Here is a 25,060-nt window from a genome sequence, read left to right as displayed (position 1 = left end):
CCACACACACCCGCCCGTTCCGTTCATGTAATAAATTCCTGAAATCCGGCAATGCATGGTGCAACTTGGGCACCCCCCGCATCGTTCGCGAAATGCAGCCCGATCAAAGACCACCCGACCAAAGACCAAGGGCGCCTGTTTCCATCCCATAACCAACAGACAGGAAAAACAACGGTGCATTACCTGGTGACTGGGGGCGCCGGCTTTGTCGGCAGCCATGTAGTCCTTGCCCTGCGCGACGCCGGTCATTCGGTTGTCGTGTTCGACAATCTCAGCACGGGGCACCGGGCCGCGCTCCCCCCCGATGTGCCGCTGATCGTGGGCGACCTGTCCGACCACGCGCTCCTGAACGCGGTTCTGGAATGCGAAAGGTTTGATGCGGTGCTGCATTTCGCGGCACTCTCCCTTGTCGGGGACAGCATGCGGGCCCCGTTCACATACCTGCGGCATAATTACCTCAACAGCCTGCAACTTGTTGAGTTATGCGTGCGACATTCCATCCGCCGGTTTGTATTTTCCTCCACCGCCGCGCTGTTCGGCACCCCTGAACAGCAGCCGATCATGGAAGATGCCACGGTCAATCCCGGCTCCCCCTACGGGGAAAGCAAATTCCTGATCGAACGGGTTCTGCACTGGGCCGAAAAAATCCATGGCCTGCACAGTGCCTGCCTGCGCTATTTCAATGCCGCCGGGTCAGACCCCGCAGGCCGCGCGGGCGAGGATCACCGCCCCGAAACCCACCTGATCCCGCTGGCGATCGACACGGCCCTGGGCCGCAGGCCGGGGCTGTCCATTTTCGGTTCCGATTATCCCACCCCGGATGGCACATGCCTGCGCGACTACATCCATGTCACCGATCTGGCCAACGCCCACCTGGCGGCGCTGGAGCAGATCGGGACACGCAGCGTGACCTATAACGTCGGCAATACAACCGGCTTTTCAAACCTTGAGGTCGTCCGCTCGGTCGAGCGGGTTACGGGACGACGGATCGAGTGGTGCCGGGCTGACCGCCGCCCGGGGGATCCGGCCATCCTGATTGCCGGATCGGAGCGGCTGCGCAAGGAAACCGGATGGACCCCGCACATCACCGCCCTGGATGATATTGTGGACACCGCCTATCGCTGGCGCCTGGCCCATCCCGATGGCTATGCCACCCTCCCTTGCGTGCAGGATGCCCGTGAAGAGATCCTTCCCGTCCCGCCTTTTCCCGTTTCCCCCGTTGCGGCGGCCATGCACCGGCCCACCCCGCCCTGACCACCGGGAAACATGATGCCGTCACGCCACGGCAGCGGCAGGTGGCCCTTGTGCTTTTCTCCTTTCGTGGCGAAGGCCGTCGCGAAACGGGCAGGATCCTATTTCCATGACACCCACAGACCTGACACGCCTGACCCGTATGCAGACCGTCCTGTTCAATGCCGGGTGGAACATGCTGGGCCGTATCGGGCCGGTTGCCATCGCCCTGCTGGTTACGCCGCCCCTGATCGTCCAGCTCGGGCTTGCCCGATGGGGGGTACTGACCATAGCGCTCAGCCTGGTGGGTACGTTCGGGATATTCGATTTCGGGCTGGGCCGCGCCCTGACCCGCGCCATAGCCGAACGCATTGGCGAAGGGCGTGAAAAGGAATGCGCCACGCTGGTGCTGACGGGTATCGTCACGCTTGGGCTGCTGGGACTGGCGGGTGGCGGCATTGCGGCAATGGGTGTGCGGCTATGGGTCTATCATGGCCTGAAAATTCCGGCTGGGCTGCAACACCAGACCATGGTGGCCATGTGGGTCCTGTGCGCCACGGCCCCGCTGGTCATGATAAACGCCGCGATGTGGGGCGTCATGTCGGCCTATCAGGCATTCCGCACCGCCAACCTCATCAATATCCCGATTTCGGTCATGTACTATCTCGGCCCCCTGCTCATCCTGCAGCTATGGGACAGTCTGGTGGGGGTGATGCTGATGCTGGCACTGTGCCGGGTGGCGATGACGGTGGGGTATGGGTGTGTGTGCCTGCGGCTCATGCCCTGCCTGCTGACCGCCCGGCCCGATTTCGGGCTGTTGCGGCCCCTGTTCAAAATCGGCGGCTGGATGACGCTGTCCAACCTCATGTTTCCCATCCTGTCTTACATGGACCGTTTCATGATCGCGACGGTGCTGTCCGCCGCCGTGACCAGCTATTACACCACGGCATTTGATGTCGTGGCGCGCCTGTCCATGATTACCATGGCGGTGACCAGCACGGCCTATCCGGCCATGGCCGCCTCCTGGCGCACGGACACCCTCGCCACGACCGCGCTGTACCGCAACAGCATCCTGACGGTTCTGGGCCTGCTGTTTCCGTTCTGCCTGCTGGGCGCGCTGTTCAGCCATGATATCCTGTCACTTTGGGTGGGGGCCGATTTCGCGCGGCACAGCACGCTTATCATGAAATGCCTGAGCATCGGGGTCTTCTTCTTCGGCATGGACGCGGTTGCCGCCGGGTTTCTTGACGGGATCGGGCGGGCGGAAATGAACGCCATCCTGTCGGTGGTCGAAGTCGTGGTCTATACCCCCCTGCTGCTGGTGTTCCTGCACTGGTTCGGGGTCAATGGCGCCGCTTTCGCATGGGCAAGCCGCAGTCTCATGGACTGCGTGGTACGCATCGGGCTGGGTATCCGTCTTTATCCATCTCTGGCGCAGGTCGTGCGGCATCTTGTGCCCATGGCCCTGATCGGGCTGGTAAGCATGGGGCTGGCCCTGCCCCGCGTCACCTATCTGGCCAGCAGCCTGATTGCCCTGGGGGGGCTGGCTACGTTTTATGGCGTCCTGTGGACGCATGGCCTGAGTGATGGAGAAAGAACTTCGCTGCGCAACACCATCGCACGGGTCTGGACGCTGGGGCGGCAGAACCTGCGCTGGCGGCGGTCCGCCGGGTAGGGCCGGAATGCCGTGCGTTACGCCTGTTCCGCACTGGCGGTGATCTTCTGGAATCCACCCGGATATTCCTGATGCTGCGGGAATTACCCATCAGCCCGGCGATATACCCACGTGTGACCGTCAGGTGCGGGTTATCAATACCATAATTTTCCGCAACCGAGCGAACGCGCGCCGTGACATACGTCACTTCCGGCGGGCAGGCCTGCTCCAGTTTGTCGGCTCCTGCCGCAAGGAAGGTACAGGCGTCTTTTCTAAACGACGGGCCTACTTCACGGGTGCATGCCAATTTATCTGCCCCCATTCTACTGCGCACTGAAAAGATCGGCACGAACAGGCGTTGACCCAGGGCGTCATGAATCTGCGGGCTATGCCTGCAAGATCCGTCATGGGAGTGAAGAACTGATGAAATATCCGATTTTTCTTGCCATTTTAGGGGTTGTCGCCCCGGTAGCCGCCGCGCGGGCTGATGATAGCGCCACCCTGCAAACCATGTTGAATGGCTGTTACGCAGGTACCCGGGGCTGTCTTATCGATCTGCAGGGCACCACGAAAAATCTGACCAGAACATTGAAGATCAACCCCGAACTGGTCACGATCCGCAATGCGACATTTGAATGCCGGATGACATCGGGCACCTGCCTCTACATTTCGCAGGACGGGTTTCCCCACCATGACTGGGTAAAAACGAACCGTCTGGAAGACATCACATTACATGGAAACAGATCAATTGATGGTATAACGATGAATTATACCGGAGACAACAACTATAACGTCAATGCCGCCATGGCGCTTTTCAGTGTTTCAATTCAGGGTTTCAATCATGGCATTTCCTTTGGAAACAATGTCTGGGGTGTGGACATGTTCAATGTCATGATCGGAAATGGAAATATCGGCATTTATACGCAGCCGGGCACCCATAATGCGGGAGAGCGTTCAACATTTTCCGGCGGGACGATCTATAACAATTCCATTGCCGGGATTGATGAGGAATCATGCTGGGAATTTGATTTTGAAGGTACAAGTTTCGATTTCAATGGCCAGCAGATGATCCTGCGCGGCGGCACCTCCTTCACCGGCCACATTGAAAACGCCGATACCGGCAAGCCTGAAATCGTACTCGGCGCATTGGAGGGCGTACCCGCCGGATCACTTTACATGAGTGCCGGATCAAGCATCACGGTCGATGGGTGGAACCCCAAACACCCCAAACAACCCTGCTTTGTCGAGACAAGCCTGCCCTACAACAACCTCAAGATTCCTGCCCTGCTTTACGGATTTGGCGGCACGCAGGGCGCCGTGTGCGGGCCGGGAAAAGTCGTGACGTGGGACGGGCAGCCTTTTTCGAACAAATAAGTACTTCCGCATCGGACGGGTCGCGGCCATACCACGCGCCACCACAGGAAGAACCGCGCTTCACGCATCCCTATCAATAAATGTATTATAAACAGGCAGGTAATTGATTAATGAGCCGCCTGCTGATCATATTTGACTCAGATCCGGGTATTTCCCATCCGTTCCGCCCTGCCATTTCATGTCCGCGCCGGGGTCCTGGTCAGTGACATTCGCCACGGGTGATCTTAAGATGCGGTGGCTGAATGGCAGAATGACAGGACAATGCGATGATAGACCATATCCGGCAGTTTAACGGTGGCCGAACACTTCTCATGAATACCGGGGTCTTCTTCTGCATCGTCGTCATGATGGGCATTGCCAATCTGGTCTGCCGCTTCGTGCTCCAGACCGACATGTCCTATCTGGTGCCCTGGCTCATCAGCGGCATGGGGGTTTATTTCTTCATCCCCTCGCTCATCCTGTGGGTCGCAACCGGAAGTTCATCCGGACATTACAAGCTGCCGGAAACAGACCCGCTGTAAGCCATACCTGCGCTGAAGCGACGGCAGCGGCCAGGTTGGGCGACAAACCCGCTGGCCTGACGGTTTCGATGGTTTCATCGCGTGAGTACGGTACGGGATCCGGTGTGAAACCATGCGTGGCGGCAGAGCGGCGGAACGGGGCCGGCTACGCCGCCCATGATGGAATATTGCATGACGACGATTAACCCCACGACCCCACAGGCCGCCTATCTCTCGCTTCAGGAGGCTGGCAACGATCGCGATATGTCATCAGCATCGGGAACAGCCAGCGCGCCCGCATCGGGTATCAGTGATGATATCGTCACCCTGTCCGCCGAAGCCATGACGGAACTGGCGCAGGCAACGGACAGCACTACGGACCCGCAGATCGCCTATTATACCCGGTTCTTTCCCACTTATGCCGATATCGACGCCACGGCCCTCGGGCTGGGGGCTTTCGATCCGGGGGCCATGTCGCTCTCATCAGGTCTCCCGCCACAGGAAATTGCCCTGGCGGCGCGGGCCAGCATGGATATTGCCTATGCGGCGCTGGCCGCCGGGGATAAATCACTTGATCCGGACGGACGCTATGCCATCGTCCGTAATACGCTCATGGCCCAGCTTGACAGGACCGCACTGGCCGCGGTCAGCACGAACGAACGGGGCCTGTTTACAAGAGCCGAACAGAACGACGCCCGGAACCTCATGAACCGGCAGGAAGAACTGGCAACGGGCCTGATGCATGAAGTTTCGTCCCCCCTGTCCCGGCCTGTCGATATGCATAACGGGCTCACCGGCCTGGAAAGGATAACGGCGGACATCGTCTTTCTGGACAAGGCAGGCAGCTACGAAGCCAGCACTGTCGCCTGGGCCTTCAGCCGTGCTGCGGCCCAGGTGGTGTATGAAGGGGAAATGGCGGCCCGTGGCGAAATCCCGGACAATACGCTCATCAGCGAGTTCAGCTTTATCCTCATGCTGGCGAGTTCGATGACAATAGCCCAGAAATTCGTACGGTACAATAACCCATCGGACCGGCTACAACCGGGCGATGAGGATGAAGCCGCCATACTGAACCAGCTTGATGACGTGCTGGCCAGAACCCGTAAGGAACTGGGGTTCCAACCCGATCGCGCACGGCATATCTGCACGCAGGCCCGACGTCAGGCCATGCGCCAGACCCCACAGGGCGCGCCCGTGGCCGATCTGATCCGGGCGTTCCATGCCATAGCCGCCCGGCAGGCCAGAAAGGCAGGCCTGTAGGCAGGCAGGCGATCCAGCGTGAAGGACATATGGATAACCGGGCCGTATGGGCCGGATATGGTTCTATCATGCCGGTCAGTCACCCGTCGCGGCCGGGTCCGGATCGCTCCGTTATGGCATAAATCATTTGCCCCGGATGGAAAAAAGCGCCATCCAGTGCGGGTTCCATAAGAGAAGACCAGTATCCGGGGCAGGGCCGCATTGAATTACAGACACAGCTACCACGCCGGTAATTTTGCCGATGTCATGAAACATGCCCTGTTGACGGCACTGATTGATTCCCTGTGCCGCAAACCAGCCCCTTTTTCGGTTCTGGATACGCATGCCGGGATTGGCCTGTACGATCTGTCCGGCCCCGAGGCCCAGGCAACGGGAGAATGGCGCGACGGCATTGGCCGCATGCTTGAATCCCCCCTTGCCCCCTGCCCGAGCCCTGCCCTGAAACACTGGCTGGAGATTGTCCGGGCAGTTATCCGCGAGCATGAGGGCCGCCTGTTCTACCCCGGGTCACCCGAACTGGTCGCACGGCTTCTGCGCCCCGGCGATACCCTGACATGCTGTGAACTCCACCCCGAAGACCAGCAGAGCCTCCGGCGGCTGTTCCGGCACAACCGGAGCGTATCTGTACACGGGCGCGACGGGTATGAGGCCATGACAGCCCTGCTCCCGCCCAAAACGGCAAAGCGTGGGCTGGTCTTCATGGACCCGCCCTTTGAACGGAAAGATGAATTCCAGCGTGTAACGGACGCCATCATTACGGCACGACGCCGGTTTCCCACCGGTATTGTGGCGGTGTGGTACCCGATCAAACACCGCGCACCCACGCGGGCCTTCCTGAATGCGCTGAAAGATGCCGGGCAGCGGAACCTTCTGGCCACGGAACTGACGCTCCGCCCCCCTCTGGATCCCGCGCGCCTGAACGGGAGTGGGCTCCTTATCGCCAATCCCCCGTTTCAGTTTGATGAAGAGGCGCGTGATATCCTTGCGGCATTATGCCCCTGCCTGGGCGATGGCGAGACGGAAAGCACCGTGGAATGGATCGTGCCGGAATAGAATCCCATATTGACCCGACATATAATACTTAAACAATAAAAAGTTTTTTTGTTCTTTTTTACAAAAAAGAATATAAACAACTTCTATTAATGTATTAATTTCGCATTTATTCTTATATTCGAAAAGAATAGGCAATACCCAGCATATACCGGTATTTGACCATCATGCACCGGGAGATGGAAAAGCCGCATTGGCCCAGCGCCAGAGCGGGCGGCGGGGACTGCGATGCAGGTGCCAGCCATGCCGGACGCCCCGCTTCCCGCGCGGACAGGTGACATGATAGCTTATAATTTCGTTTAGAGCGATAATTCTATAACTGGATGGAATGACTATCGCCGCATCCAGAGCTTCCCCTCCCCTCTCCGTCGCATCAATAGCGTTCCGCATTGCCCTCAGGCGCGCAAACCCGGTGGAACATACTGTTTTATGGATAACGGCAAGATGGAATTCGGCAAAACGGCGGAACGTATGGGCATTGCCATGAACAAACAAGACGGGATTGGTGAACCCATACGCCACCCCGGCTGTCTTGCGGATGATGCGAAGCCCCCGGGACCCGAAAAAGAGAGGATCGAAACTGGAGTACGTGCCGTCCCCGCCGCTATGAATGCTCCCTGCCGGGCACAACTTTTTCACTTCACGTATGACTGATAACAATGTCATGAACGAACGCGTGCTATTCATCCTTGTAACAGCCAGATGAAACAGGAGAGACGACATTGGGAACGAAAACGAAAGTATCCATAGCGGTTCTTGTCGTGATCGGTCTGGCGGGCGTTGGCGGGTGGAAAATGGTGGCGCGACCGGAACGGGCCAGCCTGCCGCTTGCCAGCGGCTTTGGCGCGCACCCCGAACTGCCCCCGCCCGACGCGACATTGATGCCGACAATCAATGTCGCCACCCCCCGCAGATGGGAGAACGGGCAGAAACCTGCCGTTCCCGCCGGTTTGTCCGTCAGCGCCTATGCGACGGGGCTGGATCATCCGCGCTGGCTCTACAGACTGCCAAACGGGGATATTCTGGTCTCGGAAAGCAATTCTCCGGGAACGGATATCAGCACGTTAAAAAATCGCGTGGCGCGTTTCATCATGGGGCGGGCCGGGGCGGGAGAACATAGTCCAAACAGGATCATCCTGCTGCGGGACACGGATGGCGATGGCCAGGCCGACCTACGTTCGGTGTTTCTGGAAAATCTCTACTCACCCTTCGGGATCGCCCTTGTCGGATCGGATCTCTACGTTGCGAACGCCGATGCCATTGTGAAATTCCCCTATCAGGACGGCACAACCGGAATTCATGACCGTGGCACGAAGGTTGTGGACCTGCCCGCCGGTTATAACCACCACTGGACAAAGAATATTCTGGCCAGTCCTGATGGAAAGTATCTCTACGTCACGGTAGGGTCGAACAGCAATGTTGCCGATAATGGCATGGATGCCGAAAAGGGTCGGGTGCGTATAGACCGCCTGGACCTTTCCACAGGGGAACTGAGCGCGTATGCGACCGGGCTGCGTAACCCCAATGGCCTTGCATGGAACAGCCAGACGGGTGCGCTTTGGGTGGTCGTCAATGAACGTGACGAAATCGGAAGCGATCTGGTCCCGGATTACATCACCGCGGTAAAGGAAGGCGCATTCTATGGCTGGCCATACAGTTACTACGGGCAGCATGTCGATCAGCGTGTCCAGCCGCAGCGACCGGATCTTGTCGCACGGGCGATCGCGCCGGATTACGCCATCGGCCCCCATACGGCCTCGCTCGGGATAGTTTTTTCGAACGATGCGACGGCTTTGCCCGACCAATGGCGGCATGGCCTGTTCGTAGCCCAGCATGGTTCATGGAACAGACGCCCGAAAAGCGGGTATAAGGTTATCTACGTTCCCTTTGATAACGGTGAGCCATCCGGACAGCCGCAGGATGTGCTGACGGGCTTCCTGACGGGTGATGAAGAACATGTTCATGGACGGCCCGTTGGTCTGGCCCTGGATGGATCAGGCGCACTTCTGGTGGCCGATGATGTCGGCAACACGATCTGGCGGGTAACAGCCGCGCAGCAGCCATAATCAGCCGGCAGGTGGGAATGGGCCGGGAATAACGGCGGCTGAAGCAGCCAACTTCAGCCGTTACTTTTACTTTATGACTGCATCAATAAACCAGCGCAATTTATGGTACGAAGCCGTTTTTTCCGGACTACCTGAAAATAAAGTCCCTGGAAGTTTTTGGTGAAGCTTTTTTCAAAAAGCTTGAGAAAACGCCGCCTTTTTTAAAAAAGGCGGCACCCAAAAACTTTTATTATTTTATAGTTCATACTCAAAACATTATTCTGCTGTTTCTCTTAATTCCGAATAGGTTGGCAGAAATATCTCTCCTGTCTTCGGGACTATATCCTTTACACCTTATCAGACAGGAGCCCGGTTTCCAGCGGGTTGGGCACACCCTTCCTGAGGACATCATCCAGTTTTCTCCGGACCATGATATCTATCCGGTTCAGGAACCATGCGAGCGTAAGCAGGCCAGCCAGAATTTCCAGACAGGCTACATAGGGAACAGTATCAAGGGGAATATGCATGACCTTGCTTATGAACATGGCCAGCAGCCGCAGCATGGGCATGTGAATGGTATATAAAGCGTAAGAGGCTGCCCCGATCGCTTCAAAAAACAGCAGGCTGATACCACGGGGCCGGGTTATGGCGCCAAGCCACACGATCAGCGGAAACACCATCATCACATCTATCAGATCGGTTACCGCGCGCGGGACACCGGCGCCATCAACCATGAGCGCGGCGGCCAGCAATATTGCAGGCACCCATGCGCTAAGATGCGAAGGCGCTGGCTTCATCCGCCAGAGCAGGATGCCGAGGAAGAATGAAAACCCCACGCGCGCCATAGCCACACCGGCTCCGGCCCAAGAAAAACCGGCATTCAGGGAACCCCACATAAATGCTGAAATAACAAGGGCGACGCCGGATAAGCCTATCAGGGTAACCAGCGTTCGATTATCGAGCTTCCGCCAGATAACGACCATAAGGATATTGACCACCAGCTCATAAAAAAGCGACCATGCTGGAAAATTGAGGGGATAAAGCTCACCCAGTGGCCCGTTCCACGGAATATAAAACAGGGCTGGAATGAAAGAGATCAGGCTGGCGGGCGAATCATAACCAAAAACGATGCGCAACAGGGTCATGAAAGCACCGATCAACAGGCCAAGAGCGTAAAGCGGCCACAGGCGTAACAGACGTTTCTTGACAAAAACGGATAACGGAAAACCGGAATCAAGTCGGGCCGAATACGCTTCCGCCAACACAAATCCACTCAGACAGAAGAACAGATCAACAGCCAGATATCCCCCTTGTAAATACCAGACTGAGGGAAATAATATTCGCATATGGAGCATCGCCACCCCTAGCGCAGCAATACCACGCAGTCCATCCACTGTATGGAACATCTGTTTCCGCATGAATTTGACTTTCTTTTTTTGATATCGGAAAGTGAAACATCGGCAGTCATGCTTCATCGAAGCGCAAAATCATGCGTGCATGATAAAGCGTGAATAAATACCGCGATTCTATTTATATACAATTACGAATGATCATACCGTCAGTGACAGGAAGAATTATACTGAACCGGTAACACATCATGCATATGATGTCTGTCCCCGTAACGTTATGCTGCTACAAGAGTTTCCGCACAGCACACTGCCATGGGCCAGATAATTTCTGTTCAATGCGCTGCTTATTATACAGGCCAATGGAAGGGAGGACGCAGCGGGCGGGCCGGACTTGGTGATACCGGGTGATTGCATGGTTTATGCCCGTGCCACCAATCGGGTTCCAATAGGCTACGGTAGCCATGCCGTTTTATACGCGGCCCATATGCAAGGAGCCAGTCATGCACAACCCTGATTTCAGTTCGTGGCACAGCTTCCTGATCACCATGATCGGGCTATCCCTGATTACGCTGATCGGCGTTGGCATCCGGCTGTTGATGATGGTTGCGATCCAGCAACGGCGTGAACGCATGAACCGTCAGATCAACGAACGCCTGCGCACCCTGATTGCCGCCTATCGCACGCTGGGTGGTTCCTTTACTGGCGATCTGTCCGTGGACCCACGGCATCGCCGGGAAATTCGGACAGCGATTCAGGCACAAGATCTTTCCTTCCCCAATATGGATGATGGAATGGATGTCATCAGCGCCACGGGGTCTGAGCGGGCCCGGCGCATCCGTGACGCCGTTGAGGCCGCTTTGTCGGATATCATTCTTCTGGGGACTGAAGAACATGTCCGCCTGGCTGAACACGCGGCACGGGAACTGGTGTCCGGACAACGCATGCATACGCATGATCTGGTCGTCTCCCTGCGCAATTTCATCCGCAAGGCGCTTGACCTCGAACCCGTCCCCTCCGACCTTGCCATTCCAATGCAGGGGCCTGCCCGTACGCAGGCTTCAGGTTCCCGTGGAAAGGAAGAAGGAAAAAAAGAAGGCTCGGGTAACGCTGGCGGTGGGGGCGGCATGCAGTCAGGCGGTGACATGCCGCTAACGGACGAAACCCATATGGAGGGTCATGAAAACACGTCAGCCCACTGATTATGCGCAAGGGCGCTGTCGCGTTCAGGCATTGATGGACCTGCCCGACTGATGGCCCGGATCCTGCCTTCAGGCTGGACCGTCCCTGCCGCCCTGCTTCTGCGTGACGACCGGGATCCGGGGCTTGCGGGACTTATTCTGCAACCGTGAGGCCAGGGCGATAATCAGGGCCTGGGCAAGACACATGGGCGCAGCCAGCGAACGGGAGAACGTATATTCATGCTCCGGCACGGCAAAGATTACGCGCGCGTTCTTCGCGACGGGGGACAGCGTGCTGTCACTGATGGCCACCACGGGTATATCCCGACCAGCCGTTTCCCCTACAATATTCACAATCTCATCCGCATAGAAGCGGAATGACACCACGAACAGAAGATCATCGGGCCGGATGGTCCGGGCCATATGGGTTGCAAGACCACCAGCCACATCCAGAAGGGCCGTACGTTTGCCAAGCATTGTAAGTGTATAGCGCAGCAGTTCGGTCACAGGTGCGGACCGTAGCTGGCCGATAAGATAAATCGTATCCGCCTTTTCCATAAGATCGACCGCTTCCGTAACCTGTTCTTCGGAAACATTTACCAGCAGTTCCTGCAACGATGAGGTGTCACGCAGGATCAGTTCCCGCAGGAAATGCATCTCGCCATGCCCGTCGCGACTGTCCGGTTCATCCCCAAGCGCCTGCATGTGAGCATTGGGGCCGAGGGCGACCGGGGAAAGACGCCGCCGGAATACTGCCTGAAGCTCCCTGAACCCCCGATAACCAAGCGACTGGGCGAACCGGACACAGCCTGATGCATGGACCCCGCATTTTTCCCCCGCCGCATGAACGGAGACAATGGCGACATCATTCGGGTTCTGCGTGATGTAAACCGCAATCTTCTGATAGGAGCGGCTCATCTGGTCGTAACGGTCATGGATGACGCGAATAAGCTCCTCATATGTTGCCGGGGGCTTGTGTTCGGTCACTGTTCGCTTTCCTTCCGACATTTCCTCAATCCACAAGAGCGATCAGGCTCCCCGCCCTACCGTAGCGCGGGAGGGCATGGATGCAACATATCATGCCCCAATGGTTGAAAACCCGGACGGTTAGCCCGGCAGTGATCTATCCGCATCCATTCCCATGCATTCCGCGACGTGACCGTTTTTTCAGGCGAGACTCTCCAGTCCGTCGCAGCCGGATGAAGTAAAAATAAATAAAAAATTCACAAATGAAGCACTTCCTTCCAATCCCGTGCGGTTTTTCAGCATGTCTATCCACCTTATGTGAATATTTAAAGAATGTTAAATGAAGTTTTATTGAACCAGTATAATCCGGTTTAAAAACTTGATAGATGAACGCGCATTACGATTCATTATTGGAAATCCTCCATGGCAATGAAACGAGCTTTACTGTTGAGTGCTGTCTGGGTCTTTGCGTACGACACATCGGCAATGGCTAAAGACAAGTCCGACAACAAACAGCACCGGACAAAACAGGCCAACCCGGACATGCCGAAAAAACCGGCGGAAAAAACGAACGGCACGGCCGAAAAAATCGCCGTTCTTTCCCGCCGGAAGGTAGCGGGCGGTGGCATGATGGTGCGGCATACCACCCCAAAAACCGTCAGTTCGCTCACGCACGATTATATCGCCATGCAGTCGCCAACCGCGACCATCGAATCCCTTATCCAAAACCTTCCCGGTGTTGTATCCGCAAGCGAAGGGCCTCTCACCACATCCTTTTCCACCATCCATATCCGCGGCATGGCGCAGGCGGAAATCGGCGTTACGCTGGAGGGAATGCCTGCCTCCAATCCCTTTACATACAGCACCTATACCCCGTCACTCGTCGATAGTGAGAATATGGGCCAGGTCAATGTGCTACAGGGTTCGGTTGATATCAATTCACCCACCTACAACGCCACGGGCGCCGAGATTTCCACCTCGATACGCCGTCCATCCGATCGCCAGAACATACATATTTCCGGGTCCGGAGGCTCATACGGCACCAACAAGGATTTTATCCGTTATGATACGGGAGAAATCGGGCGCTCCGGCGTCCGTGCCTTTGTTTCAGGCTCCTATTCCCGTAGCGACATGTGGCGTGGAGAGGGTGACATAAGAAGATGGCATGTGGACGCGGCCCTAACCAAGAGCTGGTCGCGGGGTAATGAGTCGGAAGCCATCTTCGGCTTTACACAGGCCGCCCAGGGCGAATGGCTATATCCATCGTTGGCGAACTGGAAGACATATGGCGTCAATTACGGCCTGAATAGCCAGTATTATAATGGAGACACCCATTATGTCGGCCTGAACGGCAAGAATACCGGTGCGATCTATGGCGCGTTGAAAAACCATTTCAGTTTTGGTCATGGCCTGAGTCTTGATGCGGAAGCTTATTCCGTTGAATTCCATGGTCCCTATTATTACGGAGAAAGTGTTCCCGTCTCGAATGGCTATGTCGGCGCCGAGAAATATCAGCATCTGGACAATTACCAGAACCTTCCGGGGTACAGCCCTTCCAGCAGCAAACTCACTTCGGTTGAAGTTTCAAACTGGTATACGATATCCTCCGGCCTGACACTTGTCGGGCACTGGAAGCATAAGTTCAATACACTGAACTTCTCGTACTGGTATTCCTACGCCCAGGAAGCGGCAAGTGAGACATTTTACCCTGTCAACAGCAACGGGCAATGGAATTCCCGTGGCGCCCCGCTGACGGCCAACGGCGGAATCCCCATTAATGAGGATAATGAAAACGGCCTGCAGCAGTTGAACAGTTTTGCCGTGGACGACAAGATGTCGTTCCTTCATGACCGGCTGACAATTGACGGGGGCATCAGAATGGCCATGGTGAACCGTCAGTTCACCCAGGATCTGCCAGATGTCACAGCGAGGAAGTCGATCAAGAATGTATTCGTCCCCTCGCCTCAGGTTCTCATAAGCTATCGTTTCAATCCAGACCACCAGATTTACGTGAATGGCACAACAGGTTATCACCTTCCGGCCGCGTTGAGTTCACAGCTTGCCTCATATAGTTATTCGACCGGCAAGGCGACGTCGCTACCCATGGCCGATTACAAGCCCGAATATATGATCAATGAAGAAATCGGCTATCGCTACAGTGGTCTTTTAATGGCCAATCTGGCTGGATTCCATTACAATGTAACGAACCATCAGATCTCCGCCGAAAGCTATGAACCCGGATCAACGTCAACCATATCACAGCTGATCAATGCTGGCGGGCTGGAGGCTTACGGTATTCAGGCCGAACTTGCCACGCATCCCTGGCACCACCTGAGCTTCTATGCATCCGGTCAGTACATGCATACCAGAAATGGTAACAATATTGCCTATGAAGGTGATTATATGGCGACAAAGGGGAAGCAGGAAGTCGGGGCGCCCAAATTCTCCGGCTCACTTGGCCTGACATATAATGATGGCATATGGTTCGGCAACTTTACCTTGCAATATACCGACTCCCAATACTCGACCCTCATGAACGACCAGAGCATTCCCAGCTATATAACGGCCAATCTGGGCGTAGGCCGGACCCTGCCGAAAGTTGGCAGGGTCGCGCCGAAGTTCAGGCTCAATCTCATCAATCTTGGTAATGAGCGTTACCTGTCTTCAATGTATGGATATACGACCAACGCGACGCCCCAGAAGGGCATTGTCACGGGAAAGAGCTTTTCGGGCTCCCAGCCGACCTATGTAATCGGCTCCCCCTTCGTCGTCATGGCCACTCTTTCCGCTGATTTCTAATAAAATTTAAAACACAGGAAGTATTCCACAATGATGACTGTCAAACCGCGCAAGATGACAGGAATGACCGATGCAAAGGGATATCTGAAATGCGCCACGTCCCGCCGGCGTCGGGTTGCGCATATCAAGGTCGAATACCTGCCGTAACGCGCATTGTCTCATCCGGCTTTTCAACCTGCCCCATCCTTGCATGAGCGAACCATGACGACACGTAGAGATTTCCTGAAATATGCCCTTTTGTCCGGTGCCGTCGGTTCGGCGTCAAGACTGCCCGCCGCCATCAGCCGGGCCTTCGCCATCGCGCCAGAGGTCGGGTCCACCTGGCTGGATGCCGAGCATGTCGTGATCCTCATGCAGGAAAACAGATCATTCGATCATGTTTTCGGCACTCTTCAGGGTGTGCGGGGGTTCAATGACCCACGGGCCATCCGGTTACCCGGTGGCAACCCGGCCTTCGTCCAGAGCAGCCAGTCAGGCGAGACCTACCTGCCCTGGCGGCTCAATATCCGTGACACGCGCATTACGTGGATGGGGTCGATCCCGCACTCACGCGACAGTCAGGTCGATGCATGGAACAATGGCGGCCATGACAGGTGGATCGACGCCAAGAAATCGCACCATAAGGATTATGCCCGCTATCCACTGACCATGGGCCATTATACACGTGATGACCTGCCATTTTATTACGCACTGGCCGATGCCTTTACCGTCTGTGACCAGAACTACTGTGGCGCAATGACCAGCACGACGCCCAACCGCCTGTTATTCTGGACCGGAACCGTGCGTGACCGGCAGGACGCGGCATCCAGTGTGTACATGCGCAATGGCGAGATCTGCGAAGGCGGCATGAAATGGACCACATTCCCCGAGCGGCTGGAGCAGGCCGGGATTTCGTGGAGATTCTATCAGAACGAACTTACGCAAACTGGCGGCATGAGTGGAAAGGAACGGGCATGGCTTTCCAATTTTGGCTGCAATGTCCTGGAGTATTTCGATCAGTACCACGTCACGGCCAATCCCGGCTTCGCCATGTGGCTTGAAGAGCGTATCAGTGACTGCCGGACTCATATCGAGCGGTTGAACAGCCAGGAAATGCTTGTTTCCGAAACACGTGCCGAGCAGCTTGCCGAAGCACGTGCTCTGCTGAACGTATTGCTACGACGCCGCACGACGACCGGGCAGTCCATGGAAAAACTGACGCCCCGGGAACGCGCGTTGTTCGAGAGGGCCTTTACCACCAACAGTGGTGACAGCAATTATCGCCAGCTTGAGAAACTGACTTTCCATGATGGCAAAAAAGCCATTCACATGAACGCGCCCGGGGGCGATGTCCTCCATCAGTTTCGTCAGGATGTGAGAGCGGGCAAACTGCCCACGGTGTCATGGCTGGCCGCACCCGAGCATTTCTCCGACCATCCGACTTCACCATGGTATGGGGCCTGGTATGTTTCGGAGATCATGGACATTCTGACCGAAAATCCCGAGGTCTGGAAAAAAACGATTTTCATCATGACCTATGATGAAAATGACGGTTATTTCGATCACTGCTGCTCCTATGCCGCCCCGGATCCCAGGCGGCCGGACACCGGGTATTCGTCACGACGCATCGGGCAGAACGGACTGGAATACACGAGCGCGCGGGATGAAATAAAACGCGGGGTGCCCGAACGCCTGGCGCGCAGCGGGCCGATCGGGCTGGGGTATCGCGTGCCGATGGTCGTAGCTTCGCCGTGGAGCCGGGGGGGATGGGTCAACTCCCAGTTGTTCGAACATACATCCACGCTGCGTTTTCTGGAGGCGTTCGTAGGGGGCAAATTCGGCAAGAAAATAAAGGAAAGCAATATCTCGCCCTGGCGTCGCGCCATCAGCGGTGACCTGACATCGTGCTTTCGCCCCTATGACGGGAGTGTGCCGCACCTGCCTTTCCTGGAGCGGGACGCCTACCTGCGTACCGTCGAGAATGCGCGTGACCGGCCCATGCCCGGGGGTTTTCGTGCATTGGACGCAGCGGAAATTACCGCCCTGCGTGACGACCCGCGAAAAATGCGTGAAACCGTGGGGCAGGAATCTGGCACCCGCCCCGCCTGCGCCCTGCCCTATGAACCATATTGCAACGGCGGCGTGTCAGCAGATGGCAAGATGGCGGTCATTCATCTGCGCGCCGGAAGGAACCAGTTCGGCACCCACGCCGCTGGCCTGCCGTTCAATATCTATCGTCATGGCGTAAAAACCGAAACCGGCATGCAGGCAGGCACCTATGCCGTGGCGGCAGGCGACACGCTGGAAAGCGCCTTCGCCCTTTCGGAATTCCGCGATGGCCTTTACGATGTAGTGGTGCATGCGCCCAACGGTTTCTACCGTCTGTACAAGGGAATGCAGGGTGGCCTGCGCCTGCAGGCGGAATGCGCCTATCTGCATGGTCCGGGCAAGGATCTGGTCGTGCGGGTCACAAACCACGGGTCGAAGCCTGTGGATGTGAGATGCACGCTGGCGGCACACGACACGACACAGTCAGCGTATATCGTACCCGGTCGTACGGTCGAAGTACCCTTCGATCTGGCGCAGGACATGATGTGGTATGATGTTACGCTGACCACTCCGGACGAGCGCGCCCTGCTTTACCAGTTCGCCGGGCGGATCGAGACCGGCCGGCCCGGGCGGACGGACCCGGCCATGGGCACGGTGGTCCCGCCAGCCCGGACTGCGGGGTAGATATCCGACCGCGCGGGCTGGCGGCTCGTCCACCTGCCAGCCCGGCGCGGCTTATGACATTGGCTGTATTTCCGGCCCACACTCAGAAATCGAGAGAGGTCTTGACGTAATACATGCCGCCATTGAACCCGTAGGGCGAGTAGGAAGCGTATTTCGCAAGGCCCTGCTGCGAGTTGGCGATCGAGCTGGAAATACGGGTCGGGTATTTATTGCCAAGGTTATTGGCGCCGACCCCGATGGTCCACCGCGGCATGGGCTTGTAGTCAACTTCCAGGTTGGTGATGAAGGCCGGGTTCTGTTCAAACGGCACGGAACCGGGGCCGGTGGGGGCCGCCATGTAGGTAATGGAGCCATAGCGCATTTCCTGCACGAAGACCGACCACTTCTTGTACTGCCAGTTCACGCTGATCTGCTCACGGTTTTTCGGGGCGGAATGCAGCACCATTTCCTTGGTGTATTCGTTCACCAGGTTGTTGCGGGCGGACCGGATCTCGTTATCGGAGAAGTTGATGCCCATGGCGAAGCGGAACTTGCCAAACCGACTCGTGCGCAGGGTGTAATCGGCGTTCAGGTCACCGCCAAACGTCTGGGTATTATAGAGATTGGCATAGTATGACAGCGATGTTGCGCTTGAAATATTGGCCTGCGCCAGCAGTTGCTGTAGCGTGGCGTCATTCGGGTTGACCGTATAGGACTGCGTGCTGCCCATGCGGTCATTGATCGCGATGTAGTACAGGTTGCCCGTGATATGGAAATCATCCACAGGCGTCGCATCAAGCCCGATCGTGTAGCTGCGGGAATATTCGCCCTTCATGTTGCCAGCACCAAGGTACTTGGCGATGGCGCTGTTCGCCGGGACCTGGTCCACGGTGTAACCGGGATAGGGCGCTGAATAGAAATAGGACATTTCACCCAGCGTGGGCGGACGGTAACCGGAATTGATATTGGCCCGGATCGCCCAGCGCTTGTTGAAGTTGTAGCGCGTGCCCACGGAACCGGTCGCGACCGTAGCCAGGTTATTGTAGCTCGCGACACGCCCGCCAAGTGTCCATTCCCACTTGTTGGTAACGTAGAAATCAAGGTTGGCGAAACCTTCATACACGTCGCGGTTCTGGTTCGTGACCGCCATGGGCACGTTACCGGGGTGATCGGTCGCGCCCTGCCCGCCCCATGACGCGGTTTCACCCTGCGTCATCTGGAAGGTGTCATGACGATATTCCGCGCCGAATTTCAGGTTGATATCCTTGGGCAGCAGACCCGTATGGAATGAACGTGACCCCTTCAGCCCGGCCGTCAGTTCGGAGGAAACCGACTGACCATCATAGAAGGCCGTCTGGGTCGGATCGTAGGTATACGCGCCCCCCGTCATCGAGGCGTTTTCGGAATCCTTGGTGCCGTATGTCTGCTGGTCGCGCCCATAGGTTACGTACGCATCCCATGCGAAACCGAATTTATGCGTGCGGATTCCGTTATCCGTCTCGAAATCGTACTGGTCCATGGTGATGTAGGGCTGGTCACCATTGGGGTAGAGCGACGGATTGATCCATGTATCCGTGCCCGAATTGGCCCGGTAGGTTTCCGGCACGTTGGCCCGGCGATGCGAGAAGGTGGAGGTGCTGTAAAAACTGAACCCCTGCGTCACGGGAATGGACATGTTTTCGCTCAGGGTCTCGAGCGTGGTCTTGGGCAGGCCCAGGCCACGCTGCACATCGCGGTCCGCCGTCGCGTTGCGGGTGGGATCGGCAAACAGGGTGCCATAGAAGTCACCGCCACGGGTCGTGGGCAACTGGTGGGTGACCTGTGCCGCAAGGTCGAGGTACCCGCCCTTGTTGCCCAGCGCCATGGCATAGTTGGCCGAACCGTCAAGCGCCTGACCATCGCCCGCGTAATAGCCGCTGTTCTTGAAGTTGATGCTGCCGCCATGCGTCTCGCGCTTCAGCACGATATTGACGGCGCCCGCGATGGCATCCTGCCCATACAGCGCGGAAGCGCCTTCGGTAATGACTTCGATATGGTCGATCGCGCTGATGGGGATAAGCGAAATATCAGCCGGTTCGCTGCCCCAGTTGGTGCCCGCGTTCGAATTGAAGTTGGCGCCGATATGTCGGCGGTGGCCGTTAACCAGGATCAGCGTGTCATCGGGCGACTGGCCGCGCAACTGCATGGTCTGGACAAAGGAACTCGCGCCACCACCGGGCAGGGCCGCGGTGGTGATGGCGGGGTTGGCCTGCGCCAGCGCGGACAGCACATTGCTCTGGCCGGTCTTGAGCAGTTCCGCGCCGGTCACGACCGTAACCTGCGTGGTGCTGTGGCGTGCCGTGCCGGGGGAGAAGATGGAATTGGTCGAGTGACCACCCACATGGATCACTTCCGGCTCGGCGGAGGCACGCAGGGCCGTGGGCGTGGCGTGCGCCTGCGCGGGCGCCTTTTTACGGGCCTCGACCTTGTAGTGTTTTTCAGGGGTGGAAACGGTTGCCGTCGCGGCTTCACCTACAGCCGGTACAAATGTACCAAAAGCCACCCCAGCCACAAGATACAACTTCCGCTTTGACAGGCATGCCATTTGCCTTCCCCCCCTGAAACTCGCCGGACATTCGTAACGAATATGTGCTGAGGTTATGATGCGTACTCGTTATGATGTGGCGTCATATGGATTATTGATATGTTGGAAGCCGGAGCGGGCTCTTGCTTGGAAAGCACAAACTATATAACTGAAATTGCTGTAAAGTTTTAGAAGTGTCGCGTTTTTGACACTGTTCAGGCAAGTATTATGCGACCGCGTTTCGTGGCCCGAACGACCCGGCATGCGGGCCACGGCATGACGGAGACGTTAATTTTCCCAAACGCCACGCCTCCGCATGGCAATATATTGACAATTAAAGAAACATGCGTATTATCAATGCAGTAAAGCCCCTAGCCCATAAAACTCATGGAGTTCCAGTTGGATATACGGCGACTGCAGGCTTTTATCAAAATCATCGATCTTGGCAGCATTTCCCGTGCGGCCGACCTGCTCAATATTGCCCAGCCCGCACTGAGCCAACAACTGGCAACACTTGAAAACGTCTTCAAACAGAAGCTTGTCATCCGGAGCAAGAGCGGTGTCACCCCCACCACCGCCGGGGCGGAACTGTACCGGCATGCCCAGACCCTGACCAAACAGTTCGACCGGGCCATGGTTGAAATCAGCCACGGATCCGGCCCGCTGGTGGGCAAGGTCTCGGTCGGGCTGTCACCCTATAGTGCGGGCTCCACGCTTTCGGTCAAACTGCTGCAGCGCGTGCGGGAGCGTCTGCCCAATATTACGCTGCACCTGACCGAAAGTTTTGATGATATTTATAGCGAACTGATCATGACCGGGCGGCTGGACATGGCCGTCATCCACGGCGCCGGGCCGATCAAGGGTGTGATCTTCACCCCCCTGATGAAGGAGGAATTCTTCCTGCTCGCCCCCCATGCGCTGGAATTCCCGCAAGACGGCACCGGGGCGGTGCAACTGGCCGACATAGCGGGCATCCCGCTGCTTCTGCCGCCCAAGCATAATTTTGTCCGCAAGAGCGTGGACATGGCCTTCATGCGCAAACAGCTTGAGCCGTGCATCGTGGCCGAAATCGAGGCCCTGATTACCCTGCAGGGCGCCATAGAAGAGGGCATTGGCAGCACCATCCTGCCGTGGTCCGTCGCCAGCCGGATTGTCGTGCCGGGCAAGTCGCGCATCTATCCGCTGCGCAATCCCGTCATTCAGGAAGATGTTTCGCTCTGCATCCCCGAAATCATTCCTGAAACAGAAGCCTCGGTGGCGGTGCGCGAACTGCTCATCGATCTGGCCAAAACCATGGCCGCTTCGCATAACTGGCCGGGAACCCAGCCTTCCGCCTGAACGTTCAGCCTGCCTGCCTGCCCACATTGGGGCTGGTCAGCGCATCGGGGCGCAGCAGTTCCGCCAGCCGTTGGGGAGAGAGCAGTTCCTCCTCCACGATCAGGTCAGTCACCTTGCGGTTTTCCGCCAGCGCGCGCCTGGCAATGGTCGAGCAGGTATCATAACCCAATACCGGCACCAGCGCCGTGATGATCCCGATATTGATGCCGGACAGATACTGGCAACGCTCCCGATCGGCTGAAATGCCGCTAATGCACCGCGTTGTCAGGGTTTCCGTAGCCGCACGTAAAATCCTGATGGACGTGAACAGGCAGTAGCCAATCATCGGCTCGAATGGATTGAGCTGCAACTGGCCGCCATCGGCGCACATGGTAATGGTCAGGTCATGGCCGGCCACAAGATAGGCCACCTGGTTGACCGCCTCGGGTATGACGGGATTGACCTTGCCCGGCATGATGGAGGATCCCGCCTGCACCGCAGGCAGCACGATTTCACCCAGGCCTGCTCGTGGCCCGCTGGAAAGCAGGCGCAGGTCGCTGGACATCTTGGACAGCTTCAGCGCCAGTCGCTTGAGCACACCGGAAAAGAGGACAAAGGCCCCCACATCGGATGTCGCCTCGATCAGGTCCGGCGAACCGGTCATGGGCCGCCCGGTCAGGGCGCGCAGCTCCGCCATGACGGTCGGGGCATAACGCGGGTCGGTATTCAGCCCCGTGCCAATGGCGGTGCCCCCCAGATTGACCTGCTCAAAAGCGGTGGCATGCGCCTTTATGCTTCTGATTTCCGTCGCGATGGCGGTATGGAAAGCCCTGAATTCCTGCCCCAGTGTCATGGGCACGGCATCACGCAACTGCGTGCGGCCCACCTTCAGGATCGCGCCGAACGCCCGCGCCTTTTCATCCAGCGCTCCGAGCAGCCCCTCAAGCGCCGCCACCAGCGGATCAACCGCCAGCAGCATGCCCAGCCTGAGCGCGGTTGGGTAAACATCATTGGTGGACTGCGCCATGTTGACATGGTCGTTGGGGTGCAGCACGGCATACGCGCCCGGTTTTTCGCCCAGCAGCCCAAGGGCCACGTTGGCAATGACCTCATTGGCGTTCATGTTGGTGGAAGTACCGGCCCCACCCTGCATGGCGTCCACCACGAACTGGTCACGATAGGCGGGGTTGTCCCGTATCCGCACGCATGCGGCCTCGATGGCGTCGGCGCGCGTCCTGTCCAGATAGCCCAGGGCGAAATTGGCCCTTGCCGCCGCCTGCTTGACGGTCACCAGCCCCTGAACCAGTTCCCCAAACGTACCGATGGTCGTGCCGCTTATGGGAAAATTCTCAACCGCGCGCCCTGTATGCACACCCCACAAGACTCCAGCCGGAATCGTGACCTCACCCAGCAGGTCACGCTCGATGCGGCTGCCGGGCGGCGGCCCGTCCCCCTGCCCCGCAGGCGCCATCTGCCCCGTGGGCACGCGGGGCGCAGCATCTTTTGCGGGCAGGGGCATATTAGTCATTTCGGTCTATCCACGTTTGGAATAATGCCAGAAAAATCCCGGCCCGAACAAAGGCAGGCCGGAGCGCGCATGATTATGCGCCATTTCTTGTCTTTCTCCCGATCCTATGGGGGTGGGTGCGTCCTGACCTCATAGGATTGTTGTATGGGGCCAGACAATTTTCGTCGGTATCTAACTGGCGTCGAAACCATTTACGATGTGGCGAGAGCATGTATTGCGTTGCATGATTAAAAGTGGAGAGAGCGTCAGATGCCTGGGTTTGCGGATCGACTGAATGGAATTGGGATTTCGGCTTCCGCCGCGATGACCGACAAGGCATCGGTGCTGAAGGCCGAAGGGCTGAAGATCGTCAGCCTCTCCTCGGGCGAACCTGACTTCCCCACGCCCGGACATGTGGTGGAAGCCGCCATTGCCGCGGCACATGCGGGAGACACCAAATACCCGCCGCAGGACGGCAAGCCCGCGCTCAAGAAGGCGGTGCAGGCCAAGTTCCAGCGCGAGAACCACCTTGATTACGCACTTGACGAGATCCTGGTGGCCAACGGCGCCAAGCAGATCATCTATGACGCCATGATGGCCACCATCAACCCCGGTGACGAGGTGGTCCTGCCCACCCCAAGCTGGATCAGCTATGCCGACATCGCCCGCCTTGCCGGCGCCAGCATCGTGTCCGTGCCCTGCCCCGCCGGAAGCGGTTTTCGCCTGTCGGCCGAAGCCCTGGAGGCCGCCATTACGCCCAGGACCAAATGGCTGGTCCTCAACTTCCCCGGCAACCCGACCGGCGCATGCTGCCCGCGCGCGGACATGGAGGCCATCGCCGCCGTCCTGCTGAAGCACCCGCAGGTGTGGATCATGACCGATGATATCTACGAACACCTGATCTATGACGGGTTCACCTTCTGCACGCTGGCCGAGGTCGAGCCACGGCTCAAGGACCGCGTGCTGACCGTCAATGGCGTGTCCAAGGCCTATGCCATGACCGGCTGGCGCGTGGGCTACTGTGGCGGCCCGCGTGAACTGATCGCGGCCATGAACAACATGCAGGGCCAGTCAACCAGCGGCATCAACACGCTGGCGCAGGCAGCCGCCGTGGCCGCACTCAACGGCCCGCAGGATTACCTGAAGGACCGTGCCGCCGAATACCAGGCCCGGCGCGACCTTGTGGTCAGCCTGCTCAACGCCATTCCCGGCGTGCAGTGCCATACGCCGCAGGGCGCGTTCTATGTCTATCCAGACATCAGTGCCTGCATGGGCAAGACCTCGGCGGGGGGGCGACTGATCGCTACCGACGCCGACTTCGTCATGGCGCTGCTGGAAGAACAGCAGGTGGCGTCCGTGCAGGGGGCGGCTTACGGGATGAGCCCGTTCTTCCGCATCTCCTACGCCACCGACACGGCCACGCTGCGCGAAGGCTGCCGCCGGATCGCAGCCTTTGTGGACGGGCTGAAGTAAGCCCGCCCCCCCAAAACCAGAAAGCCGGAGCCCCATGGGAGGCTCCGGCTTTTTTTATGATCCGGGTTGGGAGGCAACGTAAGAACAGGACAATACGGCCTGCG

At 57.6% G+C, this 25,060-nt stretch carries 17 protein-coding genes; 13 read left to right on the top strand and 4 right to left on the bottom strand.

Annotated elements, in window-relative coordinates; genetic code table 11:
- The first annotated feature begins 174 nt into the window (after positions 1–174).
- From galE to LDL28_RS01415, 8 genes are all read left to right on the top strand, one after another.
- Complete coding sequence (gene galE / locus LDL28_RS01450) at positions 175–1,254, top strand: UDP-glucose 4-epimerase GalE (protein WP_233056876.1); 1,080 nt, start codon at positions 175–177, stop codon at positions 1,252–1,254.
- Positions 1,255–1,360: 106 nt separating this feature from the next.
- A complete protein-coding gene (locus LDL28_RS01445; protein ID WP_233056875.1) occupies positions 1,361–2,905 on the top strand; it encodes a flippase in 1,545 nt (514 codons plus the stop codon).
- Between the two features lie 279 nt (positions 2,906–3,184).
- On the top strand, positions 3,185–4,258 hold the full coding sequence (locus LDL28_RS01440; RefSeq protein ID WP_233056874.1) for a hypothetical protein: 1,074 nt from the start codon (positions 3,185–3,187) through the stop codon (positions 4,256–4,258).
- A 266-nt stretch (positions 4,259–4,524) separates the two neighbouring features.
- On the top strand, positions 4,525–4,779 hold the full coding sequence (locus LDL28_RS01435) for a hypothetical protein (protein WP_233056873.1): 255 nt from the start codon (positions 4,525–4,527) through the stop codon (positions 4,777–4,779).
- 171 nt (positions 4,780–4,950) lie between these two features.
- Positions 4,951–6,018 carry a hypothetical protein gene (locus LDL28_RS01430; protein WP_233056872.1) on the top strand — a complete coding sequence of 356 codons (1,068 nt, stop codon included), beginning with the start codon at positions 4,951–4,953 and terminating at the stop codon, positions 6,016–6,018.
- Between the two features lie 201 nt (positions 6,019–6,219).
- The gene (locus LDL28_RS01425; protein ID WP_233056871.1) at positions 6,220–7,071 is read left to right on the top strand and encodes a 23S rRNA (adenine(2030)-N(6))-methyltransferase RlmJ; all 852 of its coding nucleotides are present in this window, start codon (positions 6,220–6,222) and stop codon (positions 7,069–7,071) included.
- Between the two features lie 426 nt (positions 7,072–7,497).
- Positions 7,498–7,722, top strand: a complete 225-nt coding sequence (locus LDL28_RS01420) for a hypothetical protein (RefSeq protein WP_233056870.1) — start codon at positions 7,498–7,500, stop codon at positions 7,720–7,722.
- A 140-nt stretch (positions 7,723–7,862) separates the two neighbouring features.
- Positions 7,863–9,134 (top strand): sorbosone dehydrogenase family protein, encoded by a 1,272-nt coding sequence (locus tag LDL28_RS01415; RefSeq protein WP_233059145.1) that lies wholly within the window; start codon positions 7,863–7,865, stop codon positions 9,132–9,134.
- Between the two features lie 326 nt (positions 9,135–9,460).
- Here the strand turns inward: LDL28_RS01415 and LDL28_RS01410 are convergent, their stop codons facing one another.
- Positions 9,461–10,519 (bottom strand): acyltransferase, encoded by a 1,059-nt coding sequence (locus LDL28_RS01410; protein ID WP_233056869.1) that lies wholly within the window; start codon positions 10,517–10,519, stop codon positions 9,461–9,463.
- Between the two features lie 443 nt (positions 10,520–10,962).
- Between LDL28_RS01410 and LDL28_RS01405 the strand changes: the two genes are divergently transcribed.
- On the top strand, positions 10,963–11,661 hold the full coding sequence (locus LDL28_RS01405; RefSeq protein ID WP_233056868.1) for a hypothetical protein: 699 nt from the start codon (positions 10,963–10,965) through the stop codon (positions 11,659–11,661).
- 69 nt (positions 11,662–11,730) lie between these two features.
- On the opposite strand, the gene LDL28_RS01400 is transcribed toward LDL28_RS01405, so the two are convergent.
- On the bottom strand, positions 11,731–12,627 hold the full coding sequence (locus LDL28_RS01400) for a MurR/RpiR family transcriptional regulator (RefSeq protein WP_233056867.1): 897 nt from the start codon (positions 12,625–12,627) through the stop codon (positions 11,731–11,733).
- Positions 12,628–13,029: 402 nt separating this feature from the next.
- On the opposite strand from LDL28_RS01400, the gene LDL28_RS01395 reads away from it, so the two are divergent.
- Positions 13,030–15,405, top strand: a complete 2,376-nt coding sequence (locus LDL28_RS01395; protein ID WP_233056866.1) for a TonB-dependent receptor — start codon at positions 13,030–13,032, stop codon at positions 15,403–15,405.
- A 201-nt stretch (positions 15,406–15,606) separates the two neighbouring features.
- Positions 15,607–18,117, top strand: coding sequence for a phosphocholine-specific phospholipase C (locus LDL28_RS01390; protein WP_233056865.1), 2,511 nt, complete (start codon positions 15,607–15,609; stop codon positions 18,115–18,117).
- Between the two features lie 82 nt (positions 18,118–18,199).
- On the opposite strand, the gene LDL28_RS01385 is transcribed toward LDL28_RS01390, so the two are convergent.
- Positions 18,200–20,680, bottom strand: a complete 2,481-nt coding sequence (locus LDL28_RS01385) for a TonB-dependent siderophore receptor (RefSeq protein WP_233056864.1) — start codon at positions 20,678–20,680, stop codon at positions 18,200–18,202.
- Positions 20,681–21,058: 378 nt separating this feature from the next.
- On the opposite strand from LDL28_RS01385, the gene LDL28_RS01380 reads away from it, so the two are divergent.
- Positions 21,059–21,997 carry a LysR substrate-binding domain-containing protein gene (locus LDL28_RS01380; RefSeq protein ID WP_233056863.1) on the top strand — a complete coding sequence of 313 codons (939 nt, stop codon included), beginning with the start codon at positions 21,059–21,061 and terminating at the stop codon, positions 21,995–21,997.
- 4 nt (positions 21,998–22,001) lie between these two features.
- Here the strand turns inward: LDL28_RS01380 and LDL28_RS01375 are convergent, their stop codons facing one another.
- Positions 22,002–23,447: an aspartate ammonia-lyase gene (locus tag LDL28_RS01375; protein ID WP_233059144.1), complete on the bottom strand. Its 1,446-nt coding sequence runs from the start codon at positions 23,445–23,447 to the stop codon at positions 22,002–22,004.
- Positions 23,448–23,753: 306 nt separating this feature from the next.
- On the opposite strand from LDL28_RS01375, the gene LDL28_RS01370 reads away from it, so the two are divergent.
- Positions 23,754–24,956, top strand: coding sequence for a pyridoxal phosphate-dependent aminotransferase (locus LDL28_RS01370; protein WP_233056862.1), 1,203 nt, complete (start codon positions 23,754–23,756; stop codon positions 24,954–24,956).
- The last annotated feature ends 104 nt before the right edge of the window (positions 24,957–25,060 follow it).

Origin of the sequence: Komagataeibacter sp. FNDCR2, from assembly GCF_021295395.1 — a bacterium.
Lineage (GTDB): Bacteria > Pseudomonadota > Alphaproteobacteria > Acetobacterales > Acetobacteraceae > Komagataeibacter.
This window is presented reverse-complemented; position numbering and strand designations above follow the sequence as displayed.

Bases quoted from the DNA above. Each gene is read 5' to 3' on its own strand.
- LDL28_RS01445 (WP_233056875.1), top strand. From the start codon at position 1,361: ATGACACCCACAGACCTGACACGCCTGACCCGTATGCAGACCGTCCTG.
- LDL28_RS01440 (WP_233056874.1), top strand. From the start codon at position 3,185: ATGCCAATTTATCTGCCCCCATTCTACTGCGCACTGAAAAGATCGGCA.
- LDL28_RS01435 (WP_233056873.1), top strand. From the start codon at position 4,525: ATGATAGACCATATCCGGCAGTTTAACGGTGGCCGAACACTTCTCATG.
- LDL28_RS01430 (WP_233056872.1), top strand. From the start codon at position 4,951: ATGACGACGATTAACCCCACGACCCCACAGGCCGCCTATCTCTCGCTT.
- LDL28_RS01420 (WP_233056870.1), top strand. From the start codon at position 7,498: ATGGATAACGGCAAGATGGAATTCGGCAAAACGGCGGAACGTATGGGC.
- LDL28_RS01415 (WP_233059145.1), top strand. From the start codon at position 7,863: ATGGTGGCGCGACCGGAACGGGCCAGCCTGCCGCTTGCCAGCGGCTTT.
- LDL28_RS01410 (WP_233056869.1), bottom strand. From the start codon at position 10,519: ATGTTCCATACAGTGGATGGACTGCGTGGTATTGCTGCGCTAGGGGTG.
- LDL28_RS01405 (WP_233056868.1), top strand. From the start codon at position 10,963: ATGCACAACCCTGATTTCAGTTCGTGGCACAGCTTCCTGATCACCATG.
- LDL28_RS01395 (WP_233056866.1), top strand. From the start codon at position 13,030: ATGGCAATGAAACGAGCTTTACTGTTGAGTGCTGTCTGGGTCTTTGCG.
- LDL28_RS01390 (WP_233056865.1), top strand. From the start codon at position 15,607: ATGACGACACGTAGAGATTTCCTGAAATATGCCCTTTTGTCCGGTGCC.
- LDL28_RS01385 (WP_233056864.1), bottom strand. From the start codon at position 20,680: ATGGCATGCCTGTCAAAGCGGAAGTTGTATCTTGTGGCTGGGGTGGCT.
- LDL28_RS01375 (WP_233059144.1), bottom strand. From the start codon at position 23,447: ATGGCGCCTGCGGGGCAGGGGGACGGGCCGCCGCCCGGCAGCCGCATC.
- LDL28_RS01370 (WP_233056862.1), top strand. From the start codon at position 23,754: ATGCCTGGGTTTGCGGATCGACTGAATGGAATTGGGATTTCGGCTTCC.